Annotated in this window: 1 pseudogene; it reads left to right on the forward strand. The window is 45.7% G+C overall.

The annotated features are described in order from the left end of the window. Nucleotides 1–121 precede the first annotated feature (121 nt). Nucleotides 122–1,145: pseudogene (locus F6K49_RS51510) on the forward strand (IS4 family transposase).

Here is a 1,145-nt window from a genome sequence, read left to right on the forward strand (position 1 = left end):
CTCAGTACAGGACAAAAAAGTTGAAAAGAAGAACAGGATGGGGTTTCATCAGAATTGAGGATAGCCATCAGAAACCCCATGAACCAAGAAGCGCGAATTAAAGAAAGCTCTCCAACCCCATTTGGGATGGCACGGAGCAAGAGTTTCGTTTCTTGCTCTGTTCTTGTTAGCATTGCTGAAAGTGAAAACGGTCAACCGAGCGTGAACTAGCATTGGGTTTCGAGTATTGGTTCGACCTCAGTCAAATTACAAACGACTGCAACGATTTTTTCGTGGGTTTGACTTGGACTACAAGGCGATTGGGAAAATCGTGGTCAGTTGGATGCAAATCCCCGAGCCTTGGATATTGAGTAATGACCGTACCACTTGGGAGTTGGGCAAACATTGCTACAATATTCTGACCTTAGGGATAGTCCATCAAGGAGTGGCATTTCCGGTGCTGTGGTGGATTCTTGATCAGAAAGGGAACAGTAATAGTGACGAGAGGATGAGGTTCATTGAGGAATTTTGCCAAATCTTTCCTGATGCTAGGATTTCCTTTGTGTGTGGGGATCGCGAGTTCGTGGGACAAGCCTGGGTGCGATACCTGCTACTAGAACCATCAATGGCTTTCCGATTGAGGATTCGAGCTACAGATCGGATTGAACGCAATGGGGTATCCTTGGCTGCTCGAGTGGTTTTTGCTCATCTACAGAAGGGTCAATCTCAAAGACTCAAGGGATTCTGTCGAGTTTGGGGGTGCCCCGTTAGTGTGGAAGCTCTACGTCTTGATGATGGCAAGTTGCTCGTTGTCATCAGTCCTGATGCGAGTGAAGAGCTTGTAAAAGATTATGCTTCCCGTTGGGGCATTGAGACTCTTTTTGGCATTTTCAAGACTCGTGGCTTTTGTCTCGAATCTACTCAAATGACCGTGCCAGAACGAAAGCGAAAACTTTTTGCTCTTTTAACCTTAGCTTTGTGTTGGTCGATGCTCACCGGAAAGCGTACTTCATCAGTTTCAACCTATTCCCATTAAGAATCACGGACGTAGGGCCAAGAGTCTTTTCCGTCTAGGTTTTGACCATCTGCGTCATCTTATCCTTAATCCTCAATCCCTTCATCAGTTCGACTTTCGGCAATCAATACATGTTTTGTCCTGTACTTAG

The sequence above is a fragment of the Moorena sp. SIO3I6 genome (genome assembly GCF_010672095.1).